Annotated in this window: 10 protein-coding genes; 5 read left to right on the top strand and 5 right to left on the bottom strand. The window is 41.9% G+C overall.

Annotation, left to right across the window (positions count from 1 at the left end; genetic code table 11):
- Positions 1 to 192 precede the first annotated feature (192 nt).
- The gene (locus V6C71_01775) at positions 193 to 8385 is read left to right on the top strand and encodes a hybrid fatty acyl-AMP ligase/type I polyketide synthase (GenBank protein HEY9767219.1); all 8193 of its coding nucleotides are present in this window, start codon (positions 193 to 195) and stop codon (positions 8383 to 8385) included.
- A 420-nt stretch (positions 8386 to 8805) separates the two neighbouring features.
- On the opposite strand, the gene V6C71_01770 is transcribed toward V6C71_01775, so the two are convergent.
- Positions 8806 to 9195 (bottom strand): DUF3574 domain-containing protein, encoded by a 390-nt coding sequence (locus V6C71_01770; GenBank protein HEY9767218.1) that lies wholly within the window; start codon positions 9193 to 9195, stop codon positions 8806 to 8808.
- A gap of 207 nt (positions 9196 to 9402) precedes the next feature.
- Positions 9403 to 9747 (bottom strand): phage holin family protein, encoded by a 345-nt coding sequence (locus V6C71_01765; GenBank protein HEY9767217.1) that lies wholly within the window; start codon positions 9745 to 9747, stop codon positions 9403 to 9405.
- A 314-nt stretch (positions 9748 to 10061) separates the two neighbouring features.
- Between V6C71_01765 and secG the strand changes: the two genes are divergently transcribed.
- Positions 10062 to 10295: a preprotein translocase subunit SecG gene (secG, locus tag V6C71_01760; GenBank protein ID HEY9767216.1), complete on the top strand. Its 234-nt coding sequence runs from the start codon at positions 10062 to 10064 to the stop codon at positions 10293 to 10295.
- 92 nt (positions 10296 to 10387) lie between these two features.
- On the top strand, positions 10388 to 11143 hold the full coding sequence (locus V6C71_01755) for a peptidase (GenBank protein ID HEY9767215.1): 756 nt from the start codon (positions 10388 to 10390) through the stop codon (positions 11141 to 11143).
- Between the two features lie 15 nt (positions 11144 to 11158).
- Here the strand turns inward: V6C71_01755 and V6C71_01750 are convergent, their stop codons facing one another.
- Positions 11159 to 13423 (bottom strand): transglycosylase domain-containing protein, encoded by a 2265-nt coding sequence (locus tag V6C71_01750; GenBank protein HEY9767214.1) that lies wholly within the window; start codon positions 13421 to 13423, stop codon positions 11159 to 11161.
- A 209-nt stretch (positions 13424 to 13632) separates the two neighbouring features.
- Complete coding sequence (locus V6C71_01745) at positions 13633 to 13965, bottom strand: (2Fe-2S) ferredoxin domain-containing protein (GenBank protein ID HEY9767213.1); 333 nt, start codon at positions 13963 to 13965, stop codon at positions 13633 to 13635.
- A 522-nt stretch (positions 13966 to 14487) separates the two neighbouring features.
- Here V6C71_01745 and V6C71_01740 point away from each other — a divergent pair.
- Positions 14488 to 15636 (top strand): ferrochelatase, encoded by a 1149-nt coding sequence (locus tag V6C71_01740; GenBank protein ID HEY9767212.1) that lies wholly within the window; start codon positions 14488 to 14490, stop codon positions 15634 to 15636.
- A 256-nt stretch (positions 15637 to 15892) separates the two neighbouring features.
- The gene (chlP, locus tag V6C71_01735) at positions 15893 to 17116 is read left to right on the top strand and encodes a geranylgeranyl reductase (GenBank protein ID HEY9767211.1); all 1224 of its coding nucleotides are present in this window, start codon (positions 15893 to 15895) and stop codon (positions 17114 to 17116) included.
- Positions 17117 to 17270: 154 nt separating this feature from the next.
- Here the strand turns inward: chlP and rppB are convergent, their stop codons facing one another.
- Positions 17271 to 18617, bottom strand: a complete 1347-nt coding sequence (gene rppB / locus V6C71_01730) for a two-component system sensor histidine kinase RppB (GenBank protein HEY9767210.1) — start codon at positions 18615 to 18617, stop codon at positions 17271 to 17273.
- Between the last annotated feature and the right edge of the window lie 4 nt (positions 18618 to 18621).

Raw genomic sequence — 18621 nt, 5'->3', positions numbered from 1 at the left:
AAGCTCTGAATCTAGCAACTTTTTTTGACAGGTTTAACTGCTGAGTTGTGCCTCTTACTATATTTTTCTTTATTTATCAGTTATTCTTTGTCTGAGATATTATTTCATTAGCGAGTATTTACAAACATACCTCGCTTTTGGATAAGCTAAATACATAAATCTAGCTTAGTGGGTGGCAAAGAGAGGAATCGATTGAGCAAGCAAATAACCCTAATAGACCGATTACAAGAACAAGCAAGTATTCAACCTAGCAAACGGGCATTTACTTTCTTGGCTGACGGTGAAACTGAGATCGATAATCTCACGTATCAACAACTCAATGAGAAAGCGAAGGCGATCGCTTTTATCTTGCAAAATCGAAATGCTAAAGGGCAAAGAGCATTACTGCTCTATCAGCCAGGGCTAGATTTTATTACAGCTTTCTTGGGTTGCTTGTATGCAGGAGTGGTAGCCGTTCCTGTATATCCACCCCGATCCAATCGTTCTATTGAGAGGTTACTGGCGATCGTAGCTGATGCAGAAGCTAATTTTGCCCTCACGACAAAATCTATTCAGGAGCAGGTTGCCAGCAAGTTTGCCAGTCATAATGCTACCGAAAAAGTTGCCTTTCTTGCCACTGATACTTTTGAACTAAGTTTGGCCACAGGTTGGCAGTACAGTGCGATCTCTTCAGACAGTCTGGCTTTTTTGCAATATACCAGTGGTTCAACGGGCAAGCCTAAAGGAGTGATGGTTAGCCATGGTAATTTAATTGCCAACACCAAAACAATTCAGCGTTGCTTTGGCAACGAGCGGGAACATACGCTAGTATCTTGGCTTCCTCCCTATCACGATATGGGTTTAATCGGCTCGATTATCCAGCCTGTTTTTGTTGGTTCTTCAATGTACCTAATGGCACCCGTAACCTTCTTACAGCGTCCTTATCGTTGGCTAGAGGCAATATCTCGCTATGGAGCGCAAACTAATGGAGGGCCAAATTTTGCCTACGATCTCTGTGTAGAGCGGGTTACTCCTGAGCAGAAAGCAACTTTAAATTTAAGCTGTTGGGAGCTGGCTTTTTCTGGGGCCGAGCCAATTAGAGCCGAAACCATAGAACGTTTTAGTGAATATTTTCGTGACTGTGGATTTGAACGTCGGGCTTTCTACCCTTGCTATGGCATGGCGGAATCTACCTTGATGATTACGGGAAGCACAAGAGGCAATGAACCTATTACTGCTAGCTTCGATATCAAAGAACTAGAAGAGAATCGCGCTGTTGTCTCCAGTAATCAGGATAGTATTACCCTAGTTAGTAGCGGTAATAATACCCCAGGACAAAGTATTGCGATCGTCAATCCTCAAACCCTAAACCAATATTCTGAGGGTAAAGTTGGCGAAATTTGGGCAAAAAGCGATAGTGTCGCCCAAGGATATTGGAATCGTCCCGACTTAAGTGTTCATAGCTTTGATGCGGTATTAACTGATACCCAGGAAGCAGGTTGGTTACGAACAGGAGATTTAGGTTTTCTACAAGACGGAGAATTGTTTGTCACAGGACGTTTAAAAGATTTAATTATTATTCGCGGACGCAATTACTATCCACAGGATCTTGAACTAACCGTTGACAATGCTCATGAAGCTATTAGCGGGGGAAATACCGCAGCCTTTGCCGTGGAAGTGGCTGGTGAAGAACAGCTTGTAATTACTCCCGAAATTAAGCGAACTTCTTTGCGTAAGCTGAATGTGGAAGAAGTTACTAAAGCAATTAAAAGTGCGATCGCCCAAGAGCACGAACTACAAACCCACGCCATAGTTCTACTCAAAACAGGCAGCATTCCCAAAACATCTAGCGGTAAAATTCAGCGTCATGCCTGTAAAGCAGGATATTTAGCTGGTAGTTTGAATGGCGTTGGCGAGTATAAGTCAAAAGTCACAAGTAGGAGCGAGATTTTTGTCCAGCCTGAATCTAATCAAAAACAAAATCAGATTCAAGATTGGTTAATTGAAAATCTGGCGCAGCGTTTGGGTGTACCTACCTCAGAAATAGAGATCGACGAACCCTTTGCTAGTTTAGGTTTAAATTCTGTGGCTGCCGTTAGTCTGTCCGCCGATTTAGAAGACTGGCTCAAAATTAAGCTTTCTCCTACTGTGGTTTACGACTATCCGAATATTGTCGAACTTGCTGCTTATTTATCCCAGTCACCAGTCAATAGTCAACAGTCACCAGTCAATAGTCAACAGTTAACAGTTAACAGTAATCAAACGGAAATAGCTATTATCGGCATCGGATGTCGTTTTCCTGGGGCAAACAATCCCGAACAATTTTGGCAGCTATTACAAGAAGGTAAAGACGCAATTACTAAAAGCGATCGCTGGGAAGGAGCAAGCTGGGGTGGCTTTATTGATGATGTAGACCAATTTGACCCACAGTTTTTTGGGATAACTCCCCGTGAAGCTCAAAGTATCGATCCACAGCAAAGGCTCTTGTTGGAGGTAAGCTGGTCAGCTTTAGAAGATGCAGCAATAACCACTCAAAAATTAACCAGTAGTAATACTGGTGTGTTTATCGGGATCAGCAGTAGCGATTACTCTCAGTTGAGATTCCACTATGGGGTAGACGTAGATGCTTACTTAGGCACGGGAAATGCTCATAGTATCGCTGCTAATCGCCTTTCTTATCTTTTAGATCTAAAAGGCCCTTCATTGGCGGTAGATACCGCTTGTTCTTCTTCTCTAGTGGCATTACATTTGGCTAGTCAGAGTTTGAAAACTGGAGAATGCAATCTGGCGATCGCTGGTGGCGTTAATTTGATCTTGACCCCCGAACTAACTCAAACTTTCTCGATTGCTGGGATGATGGCCGAAGATGGACGCTGCAAAACTTTTGATGCTGATGCGGATGGATATGTTCGCGGAGAAGGCTGCGGAGTTGTCATTCTCAAGCGGTTGGCTGATGCTCGACGAGACGGCGATCGCATTTTGGCGGTTATTAAAGGCTCGGCAATCAATCAAGATGGGCGTAGCAATGGTTTGACTGCTCCGAATGGATTATCGCAACAGGAAGTTATTCGTCAGGCTTTGGCTAATGCTAATGTTGCTGCTACCGAAATTAGCTACATTGAGTCTCACGGTACAGGAACATCTTTGGGCGATCCGATTGAAGTTAATTCCCTCAAAGCTGTTTTGGGTCAAGCAGAACACTTTTGTTACCTGGGATCGCTTAAAACCAATATTGGTCACCTAGAAGCAGCAGCAGGAATTGCGGGGTTAATTAAAACGGTACTTTGTTTGCAAAACAAAGCCATCCCACCTAACCTACACTTTAAACAGCTAAATCCGCTGATTGATTTATCAGACACTAAAATTACCGTGCCTCAGCAGCTACAGCCTTGGCATTCAGAAATTAGATATGCTGGGGTCAGCTCTTTTGGGTTTGGCGGCACAAATGCTCATGTGATTCTCGAAGACGGCGAGACAGCCATCCAAGGCTCGGAGCGAGAAATATTGCTCGAACGTCCGTTTGAGCTGTTAACTCTATCAGCCAAAACTGAACCAGCACTAAAGGATTTGGTATTGAGCTACCAAGATTATCTAGCAAGTAATCCAGAGGCTACCTTAGCTGATATCTGCTATACGGCTAATGTTGGGCGTACCCATTTTAACCATCGTCTGGCGATCGCCGTCAATTCTAAGGCGCAATTACAGCAAAAACTAGCAAGTTTGAGCGCGTCACAATCAGAAAAAGGAATTGTTTATGGTGATGCTAAAAATAATCATCAAATAGCGTTTCTGTTTACAGGACAAGGTTCGCAATATGTGAATATGGGCGCTCAACTATATAAAACCCAACCAGTCTTTAAACAGGCGATCGATCGCTGCGCCCAAATCCTGAATTCATATTTAGACCAACCCCTGCTTGATGTTCTCTATCCTGATGCCTCATCCTTCATCCTGCATCCTTCATCCCTTCTCGATGAAACCGTTTATACTCAGCCAGCGATTTTTGCTCTGGAATATGCTGTGGCGCAGATGTGGCTCAACTGGGGAGTTAAACCCGCAGCCTTAATCGGACATAGCGTGGGGGAATACGTTGCTGCTACTTTAGCAGGGGTGTTTAGTTTAGCTGACGCTTTAAAGCTAGTGGCTACAAGAGGTAAGCTGATGCAAAGCTTGTCTCAAGCAGGAGATATGTTTGCGGTATTTGTCGATGAGGCTACTGTCAAGTCAACAATTGAACCTTTTGGCGATCACATTGCGATCGCCGCTATCAATACTCCTCAAAGTATTGTCATTTCTGGGGAGAAAACTACAGTACAGGAAGTAGTTAGTAAGTTTGAGTCTCAGGGGATTAAGAGCAAACAGCTAAAGGTTTCTCATGCTTTCCATTCGCCGCTCATGAATCCGATTTTGGCGGAATTTAGGGCGGTTGCTGAGTCGGTTGAATATCTCGCACCTCAAGTAAAATTAATTTCTAACGTTACAGGTAATATAGCTACAGCCGAAATAGCGACTGCTGATTACTGGGTAAACCATGTGGTTGCTCCTGTGCGTTTTGCAGATGGGATGCAAACTTTGCAGCAAGAATGTAATATCTTTTTGGAAATTGGCTCAAAACCAATCTTAATCGGGATGGGACGCTCTACCCTAGCAACTGACAGTAAGGTCAATCCCGATCACCTATGGCTACCTAGTTTACGCCCCAAGAAGAAAGATTGGCAGCAAGTGTTGCAAAGTCTTGGCTCTTTATATGTCCGAGGGATAGCCGTTGATTGGCAAAATGTAGCACAAGGCAATAGCAGTCAGAAAATTGCTTTGCCTACCTATTCTTTCCAAAGACAAAGCTATTGGTTAACTAAAGCCGCTAATACTAACAGCAAGGTGGAGGTGTATCTACCATCGGGTAATCAGTCTGAGTCTCAACCTCCTGATTTTTATCAGATCGAGTGGCAGGTATATCCACCAGAATTAAGCGTCGAGTTACAATCCGATTACAGTTGGCTAATTTTTGCCGATGATCGTGGCTTAGGTAAGCAGCTTGCCGCTAAATTAACCCAACAGCAGCAGCATTGTACTGTTATTAGCGATCGCCATCTCGATTCAGCTAATTTAACCCAGATATTGAGCAAACATCACAGCCTAGACAAAATTATTTATCTGACAAGCTTAGATAATCCTCAAGCAGAAACCATTACAGCCATAAATAACTATCAGCAGCAACACTGTACCAATATTTTAAATTTGATTCAGGCTTTGTCCGCCAACTCGCTTAATGCGCCGATCTGGCTAGCTACTAGAGGAAATCAAATTGAGCAGAATTTAGGTAGTGATGTCATTGCTTCTAGCTGTCTCTGGGGATTGGCCAATGCGATCGCGCTCGAACATCCTGAGTATTGGGGCGGCATTCTCGATCTGGCTAGCAAACCTACTGGGAATGAAGCCGATCGCGTGCTGGAAGTTATTGCCGCTGACAGTAAAGAAGATCGCGTGGCAATACGCCCAGAAAAATTATATGTACCTCGTTTGCAAAAAGCATCAGGTATAAATTCAAATAAAACCCTAAAATTGAATCCTGATGGTTCTTATCTAATTACAGGAGGATTAGGTTCATTGGGTTTGCAGGTTGCTCGGTGGTTAGCCCAGAAAGGTGCTAAGCATCTATTGCTACTAGGAAGAAACCAACCTTCAGAACACGCCCAACAAGCGATTGACAAATTAGAACAGCAGGGCGTTGTCGTTGAGCCCATTCTGGTTGATATCACTGATTATGAGGCACTAAAAAAGATTGTCTTTTCATCTCCAATCAAGGGAATTATTCATGCTGCGGGAATCTTAGATGATGGTTTGTTACAGAGGCAAACCTGGGCGAGATTCAACCGAGTAATTGCGCCAAAAGTTACAGGTGCTTGGAATTTACATTGCTTAACTAAAGACATCGAGCTAGACTTCATGGTGCTGTTTTCTTCTGCCGTTGCGATGATTGGTTCACCAGGACAAGGTAACTACAGCATTGCTAACACAGGTTTAGATGCGATCGCTCGTTATCGCCGTAGTCTCAATTTACCTGCCTTGAGTATTAATTGGGGTGCTTGGGGAGATAGCGGCATGGCGGTTAAGCAAGGGTTCAACGTCAAAGGTGTGGAGTTGATTCAGCCTGAGGCTGGATTATTCGCTTTAGAGCAGTTGCTAACTAGTGAATCAACTCAGGTAGGAGTGATTAGGGCTGACTGGCAGCAGTTAAGTCAAAAGCTGACTTATCTACAAAAGTCCAACTACTTCTCGCAGTTAGTTACTCAGCCAAAAGACAAAACTGAAACGCGGATCTATCAAGAATTACTGGCAACCTCAATTGAAAAACGTCCCGAATATCTGACTCAATATCTGCAAAAGGCGATCGCCGAAATACTCCAAATTCAGCCAGACAATTTATCGCTCGACGATAGTTTGCTAGATCTGGGCATGGATTCTTTGATGGTGATGGAAGCGATCAACCAGCTAAAAACAGATCTTCAGTTAATTCTCTATCCTAGAGAGTTTTACGAACGCCCTCGGATCGACAACTTAGCGGCGTATTTAGCCACAGAATTTGCTAAAGCTCATGAACAAACAGTTAAATCGACTAAAAAAGCCAGTCATGCGCCAAAAATTAATTTATTAACGGATAAACTACCTCCTGCTGCCTTTATACTCTCCAGTCCTCGTTCTGGTTCAACTTTGTTGCGAGTTATGCTAGCAGGACATCCTAGCTTATCTTCTCCTCCCGAACTGCACCTGTTGCCTTTTGATACTATGGCAGAGCGAAAACAAGAATTAGGGGTTTCTCAGCTAGGAGAAGGGCTAAAACGGGCTTTTATGTCCTTAAAAAATATTAATGCAGTCCAAAGTCAAGAATTAATCGATCGCTTAACAGCTGAAAATGCTTCCGTTGCTGAAGTTTATCATCAGCTACAGCAGTTAGCGGGCGATCGCCTTTTAGTTGACAAATCTCCTACCTACGCCAGTAACCGCGAAACTTTGTCCAAAGCAGAAACTATCTTTAAAGGTGCTAAATACATTCATTTAGTGCGCCATCCCTACTCGGTAGTCGAATCATTTGCGCGGATGCGGATGGATAAGTTAGTCGGCGGTAACTCCGATCCTTATCAGTTAGCGGAATTAATTTGGCGCGAAAGTAACCAAAACATTCTCGACTTGGCGCAAGAAATCGACCCCGAACGCTATCATCTAGTTTATTACGAAGATTTGGTCAGTAAACCTCAAGAAGTATTGACGGATATCTGTAACTTTCTGGAGATTCCTTTCGATCGAGCCGTATTAACTCCCTACCAAGGCGATCGCATGACCGATGGTGTTAACGACACCGCAATGTCTTTAGGCGATCCCAATTTCCTTAATCACCAAAAGATTGATGCCCAGCTAGCCCAAACTTGGAAAAATATTCAGCTTCCTAATATTTTAGGTACTTATACCCAACAGCTTGCCAGACAACTGAAGTATGAACTCCCTTATGAAGCCAATACTGATGTTGTCGATTTACTGATGGAAGAAACCTTAATTACGATCAGAGGTTTAAAAATTTGTTTATGTACCTGGGGACCAGAAGAAGGACCTTTAGTACTCTGCTTACACGGCATTTTAGAACAGGGTGCAGCTTGGTCAGAAGTAGCAATTCGCTTAGCCCAAAAAGGTTATCGGGTAATTGCCCCAGACTTACGAGGACACGGTAGAAGCGATCGCGTCGGTAAAGGCGGTTCATACAACCTGATCGACTTTCTAGGGGATATTGATGCTATTGTCGAAATTCTGGCAGGAAAAGCCTTTATTCTGGTGGGACATTCATTAGGTTCGGTTTTAGGAGCAATTTTTGCTACTATTAGACCCCAAAGAATCAAAAATATCGTCTTGGTAGAGACTATTTTGCCTACGCTGAATGAAGATGAAGATCCCACAACTACTTTGACAAATCAATTAAACTCGATGGCTACGCCTCCAGAACATCCTGTATTCCCTAATGTGGAAGCAGCAGCAGAACGTTTATGCAAGGCGACTCCAGCAATTTCTCTTTCCTTGGCAATGATGTTAGCCGAAAGAATTACTGAACCCTGCGAAGGCGGTGTGCGATGGCGTTGGGAACCCCTATTACGTACTAGGGCTGGAATTAGTCTCAATGGTATTGGGCGATCGCGCTACTTAAAACTATTAAAGAAAATCAAAGTACCAATTACCCTAGTTTATGGAGATAAAAGTAATTTCAACCGTATCGAAGACTTAAATAATCAGCAAGAAGCAATGCCCAATGCTACTAAAGTTGTCGTTTCTGGGGGACATAATCTACCCCTAGAAGCACCTTCGGCGTTGGCAAAAATTATCAGTGGTGCGGTAGCCTTTACCAATAAATTAATTCCTTAAATGTCTAACTTCTAACTTTCAAAAGCAATAAGAGACTTGGTAGTACTACGTCCAGATTAATTTGTTGGGTAGTAAAAATTATTTTGGGCCCCCTAGCCCCCTTGTCGCGCATTCACGGTTAAACCGCACTCCTGCCCTTGCGCCTTTAGGGCGTAGCTTCTTGAAGCAGTCTATCACGGATACACCTTCGGATATCGCTATACTTGGGCTTTGCCCAAGACCGCCCTAAAGGATTAGCCCTAAAGGATTAGCTCCTTACGTCGCGTCCTCCTTACGTCCTAAAGGATACCGCTCCGCATATCGCGTCCGCTGCTCCGCTTATCATGCACGGACTTATTACTTCAGCCCTTCGCGCTATTAGTTTTTCAGATTAAACTTGTGTGTTCTACTCAACCCAAAAGCGCAGTCAAAAAGGTAGTGTTACCAAAAATCTACTTCAATACTGGCAAACATATCACTAGTATAATCCTGGCATAAGCTGTTGTTTGGAGCTTGTATATCCTCATCGACAACGGTAAGAACACTTTCTTGCTGAAATTTGATATATTCTTCAACAATTTCTTTGATAGCAGTTTCGTTGGTTGCCGTATCTTCGATCGCCAGGCTAACAACTTGAGATGACTCTTCGATCGCTTCTCCCGTAATGTCTTGAAATTGCCCTTGTGCATCAAAAATGGTCAAGCCATTAGGAAACCTCGGGGTAATCACACGATCGACAAACGATTGAAAATCTTCTAGAGAAATATCTTCACCGTTAGAAGTATTCAATTCAAAATATAAATCTTGTTGGCTCAGATTAGAATTCGCCATTCATTCACCTTTTAGATTTAGATCGATCAAAAATTGTGATTATTTAAGATAGAAATTAAGCGTGAAGAAATTGTGAGGAAGTTGAAATAATGGCTTTTTTGCGGCTATTTCTCTGTTAATAACAAAGATTCGTAAGTCAACCGTGTTGAGCGTAAGATTCTCTGGATAGTTTGCCAATCAAAATTTGTAAATTTTTCTTAGTAATCTTTAAGCTGCTAACAAAGTAAAAATTAGCGAATTAATTATGCTCAAAGCGATCGAGCCAATCAAAGCACTCCAAAAACCCCAGCGTAATCTAAATCCTGGTACTAACATAGCTGCCAGCCCAAAAATAATCGCATTCAAGATAAAAAGAAACAAACCAAAGGTCAAAATAATTAAGGGAAAAGTAAAAAAGCCCAATATAGGTCGTAAAATAGCGTTGAGAATGCCAAAAACTGCTGCTGAGATTAACGCTTTGCCAAAACTGTCAATCTCAACTCCGATTGGCAATTTAGAAATGATTAAAAAACTAACGGTGATTACTAACCAGGTAACGAGGATTCCAGTCACGATCGATCTTCTCCTTAATTAATGATGAGCCTTCTTTTTTTATACCATCAGTGTTAAGCAACAATATGATTAGAAAGTGACGAATCATGTTGCTAAACAGTAAAGAAAAGTAACAGGAGATCGAGGAGAAATGTTGGCGACAATGCTAATTAATTTGAGAAATAGGGCTTAAATTATTGGTACGCAAAATCTTACAATTTGAATAATGGGACTGGCATAAAGATCGGCAATTTAAGTTGAATATAGCTCAGTTGGCAGCATACAATGGTTATCAGTTCTAAGTTGAAAATTAAAACCTAAATTAGATTTTTGTAATGAATGTTTATCAAGTAGTGCAGATCATCTGGGCAGTTTGTGCCTTCTTAACAATTGTATTTATCTTATTGCATAGCCCTAAAGGAGATGGGTTGGGTGGTATTGGTGGACAGTCGCAAATGTTTACCAGTACTAAAAGCGCCGAAAATGCTTTAAATCGGATTACCTGGGGATTGGGCATTGCTTTTGTCACCTTGACCATTGTTTTGAGCGCAGGTTGGATCGGGGCTTAATTAATTTGAGCGATGGAATTGAGCTTATAGTAAGAATTAGCTCAAGTTCTTTGGCAATAGTCTGGTTACAGTTCACAATTTAGATATAGTTAATGAATAAGTGGCGAATAAAATGGCATAGACTAATTGCCCCAGCGATCGCTGCTTGTTCAATTGCATTTATATTTAACAATACTACTTTTCATTCCCAACCTACCTTCTCTTCTGAGTTACCTGCCCTAAAAGTTCATGCTTTACCAGAGTTTTTGGCTGATTGGCAAGATTCGGCCAATAGTGGTGATTATCTCAGGCAGATTGAATCAACACCTGTAGGATATTTAATCTGGTCAAAGTTTCCCGTCAAAGTCTACATAGAAAAGTCTGCAAGTACAGAGAATACCTCAGCCGAGCGGCGTTTTCAGCAATGGACAGCAGCAGTCAAAAAAGCGATCGCTGAATGGAACGTCTATTTTCCTTTACAAGAAGTAGCAGACCAAGAAAAAGCGGATATAGTTGTGCTGAGATCGCAGCCTGAAAGGGAAATCAAATTAAACCCTGATACAGGGCTGTATGACATTCCCAGAGCAGTTACAGCACAAACAAATTATGAATTCTATCTGAGTGAAAACCCTGCCGTGATTACCCTACGAATGACGGTGCAGCTTAGTCCTAATTTTACAGGAGTGTCACTACTTGCTACTATCCGTCACGAGTTAGGTCATGCTTTAGGAATTTGGGGACACAGCACAGAAGCAAGCGACGCGCTATATTTTTCTCAGGTAAGCGATCCACCGCCTATTTCGGCGCGAGACATAAACACCCTCAAAAAGATCTACCAACAGCCAACAAGACTAGGTTGGCAGATCTAACGGCGTTGCCTCATCTCAATCACTAACTGCTTCCATGTACCTAGCCCAAAGACCAGCTGCCTGATAGCTACCGCCTGTCGTCGGTGAATTATCGTCATTACCCAGCCAAATACCCGTAACATAGTCATAGTCATCTATAGGAACATAGCCAATGAACCAAAGATCGACGTTTTGGTCAGTTGTTCCAGTTTTCCCCGCCTCGCCCCGATCGAGATAAGCGGCTTTACCTGTTCCTTCTTCGACTGCTAAAGTTAACATATCAGTAAGCTCATCGGTAACTTCTGGCTCGATTACATCACGATAGGTTGCCTCATCTTCGTCAAAAGTATAGATTACCCGACAGGTATTGCGATCGCTTGAGTCTTTGCAGTCACTTCCGTCTAAGATACGGTTGATAGCGTGGGGTTTATTCCAGATACCGTCATTGGCAATAGTGGCATAAGCACCAGTCATTTCTAAGACAGTAGTTTCGCTTTGCCCGATTACCAAGCCAGGGGCTTCTGTTAAAGGCGAAGATACCCCAAAGCGTTGAGCTACATCAATAACCTTGTTTAAACCTACATCTTCTGCAATTCTCAGGGCAGTAACATTTTCTGATTGGGCTAAACCACGATACATATCGATATCGCCACTGCTACGCTCACAACCTCGATATTGCTGTCCTTGCCAAGACAAAGGCGCGCAGGAATATTCTGTATCTGGATCGATGCCCTCTTCAATTGCTGCCGCGTAAGCAAAAATTTTAAAGGTTGACCCAGGCTGTCTCTTTGCCTGCGCTACCCGATTAAACTGGCTTTGTTCATAGTTTACGCCCCCGACAAGAGCAAGAATATTGCCGTTTCGGCTGTCTAAAGTTACCACTGCACCCTGAGAATAATTTAGGCGATCGCCATCACTATTAATCGAATATTCCAAAGATTCTTCAGCTTGTTGCTGCAATTTAGGATCTAAAGCAGTTTCCACAATAAAGTTTCCTTCCTGTGCCACATCTGAACCTAATAATTCCTGAAGCTCATCCAAGACATAGCTATAAAAATAAGGTGCGACGGTGCTGGAAAAACTTTCGCGGGCTTTAGGGCTGACTTCAATCCGCGATCGCCTTGCCCGATCTGCTTCTTCTGGACTTACCATGCCCAATGTAACCATGCGATCGATAATGCGATTCCGTAAACCCACGGCAGTATCATAATCTTTGACAGGATTATATAAATTAGGAGCGGGTAAAATAGCCACTAAAGTAGCAGCTTCAGAAAGGTTGAGATCCGCTGCCGACTTGGCAAAATAAAATTGGGCAGCGTCTTCAAAACCATAGCTACCAATACCCAAATAGACTCGATTTAGATAAGTCTTAAGAATAAAATCTTTGCTGTAAAAAGTTTCTAACTTCAAAGCGACCAACATTTCACGCAGTTTCCGCCCCGCTGTATTTTCTCTTCCCACTTCAGGAAATAAACTACGGGCTAGCTGTTGAGTAAGAGTACTTGCTCCCTGGCGCAATTCGGCAGAAGAAAGGTTAATTACCAACGCCCTACTAATGCCAATGGGATCGACTCCAAAGTGCCAATAATAACGACTATCTTCAGAGGCCACAACCGCATCAGGCAAATAGGTAGAAAAATCAGAGAGTTTTTTAAGTTCGCGATGGGTATTATTTTGTGCCGTGGGATTAATTGGCGTTTCAGCATCGCCAGCATAAACCACAATCGGCAAAGTTGATTCTCTGGGTATAGGATAGACAGGCACTTTAAGCCATTCAATAGCCAGCAGCAGCAAAAACAAACTCAACATTCCCCCCATACCGTATAGGGAATAACGAATCAAATAGAGCCATAATGGAGGCGGATTATAATACTTGACGTTAACTACCGCAGCTAATTCTGGTGGTCCAAGGGTAAAGCTTTCCCCATGAAACAGGGAGAAGGTTTTCAAACGGCGTTTACCGCGATAGATGCCGTTTGTTGATTTTTCGTCTTGAACGATAAAAGAGCGGGGGTGTTTACGATTTCGCTTCAGGGTTAGATGTGTTTGACTGACTACGGGGTTACGAATGCTAATATCACAGCGAGAACTACGTCCTAAAGTATAGCGATCGCCTACCAGAGGAAAACCCTGTTCTTTGCCATTGGCTTCTTTAATTTTTAATTCTGGAGTTGATTTGCCTGATTGAAAATTAGCTGAATTAAAGTTAACTTTTGCCTGAATTGTTTGTACCGCTTGGGTAACAGCTCGGCTAATCGGTGATTGGGAATTGTTACCATTAGAAGGAGGTTTACTAGTCATTAAGTCTTCTCACTAAAAGAACGCCAAGATCTTTTGCTGTAAATTATCCTAATTGTAAGAAATACGCTCGCAAGTTGATTTTGACAGTTAATCTTTTATTTGTCTGTGCTTAAAATAAATAGCGTAGCTCAACATGATTTAAGCGCAAAGGCGAGAAGTGAATGTCTAATCGAGCAGAGCGATCGACTCTTACTCACTAAAATCAATTATTAATGAAATTTGCGATATAGCATCGCCTTAATCGGAGACTTACCAATAATGTGTTGCTTGATTATGGTGTCAACCTCATCGGGATGAACTTGTGAATACCAGGTTCGATCCGATTCTACTAAAACCATTGGTCCATTACCGCATTGTCCTAAGCAGGGTACGGATACGAGTTCTGCATCTGGCGGTAAGTTTTGCTCAAAATTACTATATATCTTTTCAGAATTATACTTGCGACAGCTACGCCCCCGACACACTAAGACTTTTGTTTTTGATAAGTGCTTTTGAGATGATTGAATCTCATTGATGGATGATAACTGTATTTCTGATTTCATATTAAAATTAAGTTAGTTACTATACCTCAACCGTTGGCGATTTAAAGTGTACCCTGACAATTAATAAAAAGTTAAACTAGCGCTGTTGCTATCTTTAAACTAACTCAAAAGTTAAGCTGTTGAAATAACTTGAGCCAAATTTTCTCATATAGATTCTCAGGCAAAATTTATCTTGGCATTAATGTAATCCTGTTAAGCAATATCCTATTTATTTAGTCTGGTATGAGCAATTTTCTGGGAAAAAATAGTCCTGGAAAGGCTGACAAGTCTAAACAATTCCTCAATCTCTACTCAATCAGATTTGATTAGTGACAAGTTTTCATTCTTGGAGTATCCGCTCTTAAGTTTAATTTATGCTGCTAAATATTAATTTTTAGCACTTCTTCAAATTATCCCCCCCTAGGGGATGTTAGATATAATTATTAATTAGGACTTGGATGTTATTTCTCTTTGTAAAATACGACAAAATCTCTTCTAAATCCGAACTCATAAATTAATTCAATTCATATAAGGAAATAGCAAGTGGTTACAATTTCTCATCAATCCCCTTCTACAGCTCATGAGCATCACCATCATCATGAATCCGAACACAACAAAAGTAATCGGGTTGCCGTGTTACTGATGGGCTATGGCGAAGTAGAAAGTTATGCCGACTTTGCCAACTATAATGAGCAGGCTTTAAACCTTTTGACAGCCAAGTTTGCCCCTGTTCCTACCTGGATTTATCCAGCGATCGCCAAATTACTGGCGATCTTTGACTTACACGAATGGAGTCATCAGCATAATAATTTTGTTTCTCCCCATAACGCCATCTTTGAAGAGCAACGAATGGGCATCGAGAAAGAACTTCAAGAAACCTGGGGAGACAAGGTAAAAGTATTTAAAGCGTTTAACTTCTGCGCTCCTCATCTACCCGAACAGGTACTAGCAGAAATCAAAGAACAAGGCTTTGAAAAAATCTTAATTTACCCTTTGTTAGTAGTCGATTCGATTTTTACTAGCGGTATTGCAGTCGAGCAAGTTAATAAGGCTTTGGCCAAACAAGCTGATGGCGAATCTCATTGGTTAAAAAGTTCTCGCTATATTCCTTCTTTCTTCAACAAGCCAGAATATATTGCTCTGATGGCTCAGATGGTAGAGGAAAAAATTGAAGCGGAGTTAGCCCAAGGGCATCTTGCATCACAAATTGGCATTATCCTGATGAACCACGGTTGTCCCCATAAAGCAAAAGGGTTTACTTCGGGAATCGACGAAAGCCAAGCTATGTATGAATTAGTTAGAGAAAAACTAATTGATAAATATCCTCTTATTTCAGTGGGCTGGCTCAACCACGATACTCCACTGATTGAATGGACACAGCCCAACGTAAAACTGGCTGCTCAAAATCTCATGGAATTGGGCGCATCTTCTATAGTCATGATGCCCATTGGCTTTGCTACCGAAAACCACGAAACCCTATTAGATGTAGATCATATTATTCATCATCTACAGCATAAGCATTCAGACGTAACCTTTATTCGGATGCCCTGCGTTAATAGCCGTTCAGAGTTTATGCAGATGGCAGCTCAATGGGCAAATCCCCAAATTGAAGCTTTACTAGCAGAATCTGGTAATACGGTTAATCCACAGCTAGCTAAGGTACAGGCTGCTGATCACCATCACCATCATTAAGCCAGCTTTTAGCTTGAACCAGAATGCGATCGCTGAAATACTACTTAACTTTTGTAAACAAAGTTGTTAAGCAGTATTTCAACTTTAGTCGAATAGGGCGATCGCGTCCAATAAAGCCAGGGCAACGTGATAGTATCCTGTTCAGGATCGTTGAGGTTATGAATTATTCCAGCAAAGGATAGCGGGATTTGTTTAACCGCTGATCACTTTTAGCCTCAACGTCAAAAAAGATTTATAGAGATATAGGAGAAAAACTTTGGGATTAAGGGTAGCTGTTGTCGGTTCCGGACCAGCAGGTTCATCAGCCGCAGAAGTTTTGGCCAAAGCAGGTATTGAAACTTATTTATTTGAGCGTAAGCTAGACAACGCCAAACCTTGTGGTGGCGCAATTCCTCTGTGTATGGTGGACGAGTTTGATTTGCCCCAGAAAATTATCGATCGGCAAGTCAAAAAAATGAAAATGATTTCGCCATCTAATAGAGAAGTCAATATCGGCTCAACTTTAAAAGACGGTGAATACATCGGTATGTGTCGCCGAGAAGTCTTAGATGGTTTCTTGCGTAATCGTGCTGCTCAACTGGGTGCAAACTTAATCAACGGTACTGTATATCAGCTGGATATACCCGATAGTGACAAGCAGCCATACACCCTACACTATGCGGATCATTCAAATGGTTCTGTTAAAGGGGAAATGAAAACCCTTAAGGTAGATCTAGTGATTGGTGCAGATGGTGCTAACTCTAGAATTGCCAAGGCTATAGATGCGGGTGATTACAATTATGCGATCGCATTTCAAGAGCGAATTCGCTTGCCCGAAGACAAAATGGCATATTACGAAGATCTGGCCGAAATGTATGTTGGTGACGATGTTTCCACTGACTTCTATGCTTGGGTGTTCCCTAAATTTGACCACGTAGCAGTCGGTACGGGAACGATGAAGGTTAACCAAGCTGACATTAAGAAACTACAGGCTGGTATCCGCAAACGTGCTGCTAAAAGACTCGAAGGTGGCAAAATTATTAAAGTTGAAGCTCACCCCATTCCCGAACATCCTCGCCCTCGTCCCATCCGTGGCAGAGTTGTTTTAGTTGGTGATGCTTTGGGTACTGTAACCAAGTCTTCTGGGGAAGGTATCTACTTCGCCGCTAAATCTGGTCGGATGTGCGCAGAATTAATAGTTGAGCGTTCTCAAAACGGACAAAAAGTTCCTACCGAGCAAGATCTCAAAGACTTCATGAAACATTGGAACAAAGAATACGGTGCAACCTATTTAGTACTGGATATTCTCCAAAGAGTTTTCTACCGTAGTGATGCTACTCGTGAAGCATTTGTAGAGATGTGCGACGATATTGACGTACAAAAAATGACTTTCGATAGCTATCTCTACAAAACCGTAGTTCCTGCTAATCCTCTTACCCAAATGAAAGTCACAGCCAAAACTCTGGCTAGTTTACTTAGAGGTAATGCTTTAGCGCCATAGAAAACTAGCAATTTTATTCGTTTTAAATAGCATCAGATTATTTAGTCTGGTGCTATTTTTGTGGTGTTTAATTATACTTAACCCAAAGCTAGACAATGACTAAAAAAGTTTAAATCCTATACCAAAATATATCTTGCCGAAAAAACAGCTTGATTCAATTACATTTTGGCAATCTAACAGTAAAGCTACTTCCTTTACCGACCTCACTTTGTACTTCAAGACTACCATTATGAGCTAAAGCGATCGCTCTGGCGATTGCCAACCCTAATCCAGCACCACCTTTACTTCTAGAACGAGCCTTGTCTACGCGATAGAAACGGTCGAAGATTTGCTTTTGTTCAGTTGGTGAAATGCCTATACCCGTATCTCGGATACAAACTATTGCACTGTGATATTCTTCGATGAGAGTTAAGATTATCTTGCCTCCTGCTGGAGTGTATTGGATGGCATTAGTAACTAAATTAATAATCAGACGATATAATTGTTGGCGATCGCCAATCACCTGGATTTGAGATCTTCTGATTTGAGAAGTGAGTTCAATTTCTGAAGCCATTGCCAAGGCTGCTAACTCTTCTTCTACCTCAATAATTAAGTTAGATAGCGATATTCTTTCTCGCTTGTTTTTATAAGAGGTGTTGCTAGTTAACTCTCCATCAATACGGCATAAAGTTAATAAATCTGCCACTAAATAAGACAGTCGTTTATTTTGTCGCACGATACTTTTTAAAGTATCTTTCGCCTTATTTTCAGATAGAGTAGGCAGCATAAGATTAGATTGAGCCGTCGCTTGAATTGCTGCTAAAGGAGTTCTTAATTCGTGAGCAGCATCGGCGGTAAACTGCTGCATTTGTCGATAAGATTGATAAATAGGACGTATGGCGAATCCTGCCAGCCACCAGCTAGCAGCCATTACTAATAAGACTACTAAAGGCACTCCTAGCATAAGTATCCACTTAACATTAGCGACGTAACTATCAAAGTCTCGGAGATTCCTACCAACTTGCAGATAGCCCCAGTTTTGACCGTTTTGGGTATGTAAGAGAAAAGAAATTTGCCGATAGCGAGTACCTTCAGCATCAATTAGGGTTTCCCATTGCTGTCGATTGGCAACTTGACGTAGTTTCGGCTGCATTCCTGCTACTGCCACCAAATTTTTCGATAAATTGAACATACGTAAGTAATACTTATCTTGTCCAATTACTCCTAACCTATATGATTGAAAGCGATCGCCATTGTAACAGCTCGTTTTCACAAGACAAGTATTAGGCAATAACTCCTGTACTGCTGGTTCTAGTTGACCTGGCTGTTGAAGAACGGGTAAAAGGCTATCATGAAGAGTTCCCGCTACCGATTCTAATTCTTGATTGATGGTAATACGATGGGCATGAACGATCGCTTCATAAACTCCTAAAGCACAGATTAATAAAATTATGCTCAGAATGGCTGCGTACCAGCTAGCTAATCGCCAGCGCGAGCGTGAAAAAAGTCGGTTTTGCTTCACATTT

The organism is Coleofasciculaceae cyanobacterium (assembly GCA_036703275.1).
In the GTDB taxonomy this organism is placed as follows: domain Bacteria; phylum Cyanobacteriota; class Cyanobacteriia; order Cyanobacteriales; family Xenococcaceae; genus Waterburya.
Note: the sequence above shows the minus strand (reverse complement) of the source record. Positions and strands in the feature narration are given on the sequence as shown.